This window comes from Erwinia sp. 1181_3 (genome assembly GCF_052824965.1).
This window is the reverse complement of record NZ_VTDE01000033.1, coordinates 1-900: the sequence shown is the minus strand read 5'-3', so window position 1 is coordinate 900 and position 900 is coordinate 1. Positions and strand designations below refer to the sequence as shown.

General features: G+C 48.7%; 1 protein-coding gene and 2 pseudogenes. All 3 read left to right on the top strand.

What is annotated here, in order from left to right; all coding sequences use genetic code 11:
* Positions 1–258: pseudogene (locus FY046_RS23635) on the top strand (VENN motif pre-toxin domain-containing protein); the annotation flags it as partial.
* Entirely contained in the window at positions 255–506 is a 252-nt protein-coding gene (locus FY046_RS23630) for a hypothetical protein (RefSeq protein WP_259152153.1), read from the top strand. The pseudogene FY046_RS23635 and the gene FY046_RS23630, both read left to right, overlap by 4 nt.
* Positions 507–654: 148 nt before the next feature.
* A pseudogene (locus FY046_RS23625) lies at positions 655–900 on the top strand (hypothetical protein); the annotation flags it as partial.

The following is a 900-nucleotide window of genomic DNA, read 5'->3' as shown; positions in this document are numbered from 1 at the left end:
AGGGCTATGAGTGGCGCTGCATCCGGGCTGGGTTACGGTGCTGGTAAGCTGGTTGAGTTGCCTCTTGATAAGATATTCAATCCAATGAAGCCATGGAAAGACTGGATCTGGGTTGATGTTGGAAAGGGTATATCGAAGCCGTTGCCGTTAGATCCGTTGCCGGGGGTTGCTGGTAATATATTCGGTTCAGGTACAACTGAATTCTCTAATGATCAAGCAGGTAAATGGGTCAAAGAAAATTTAGGGGACAAAAAATGAGAAAGAATAAATTTAAATGGTTATTTGTTTTCTTTTATCTCAACTTAGCCTTAATGTTTGTCTTTCCATTATGGTTCATACTTGTACAAGTCGGTACTGAGTTCTTTTATTCTCTGTATTATGCCGGTAAATTTAGTGTTTCAAATATTAATTTTATAAAAGCAATAAAAGCAGGCTTATTTTGTGGAGGCCTTGCGGGTTCAGGGTGTTGGTGGATTTATTACCAGCGTTACAGGAAAAAAAGATAACACAAAAATCCCGGCCACTGAGTCGGGATTTTACTGTATAACCAGTTAGTTACACTTTAGCCGCCCGCTTCTGCGGCCCCGTGATCAGATCATCGGTGAAATCAGTACCCAGGGCGCCATCAGCGCGGCGAAAGACGCCAAAGAGAAGATGGGCAGTATCAGCCAGGAAGACCGGGACAGGGCGCAGAAAGACTGGGTGAAAGCCCATCCGGGTCAGACCCCGGATGAGAACGCCATCAACGGCCAGGTTTACCAGAACTTCTACGACCAGGCCTTTAACGCCACCGGGCTCGGCACCGGCGGCGCCGTCCAGCAGGGTATCCAGGCCGCCACCGCCGTGGTGCAGGGCCTGGCGGGCGGCGATATCGCTGCGGCCATTGCTAACGGTTCAGCA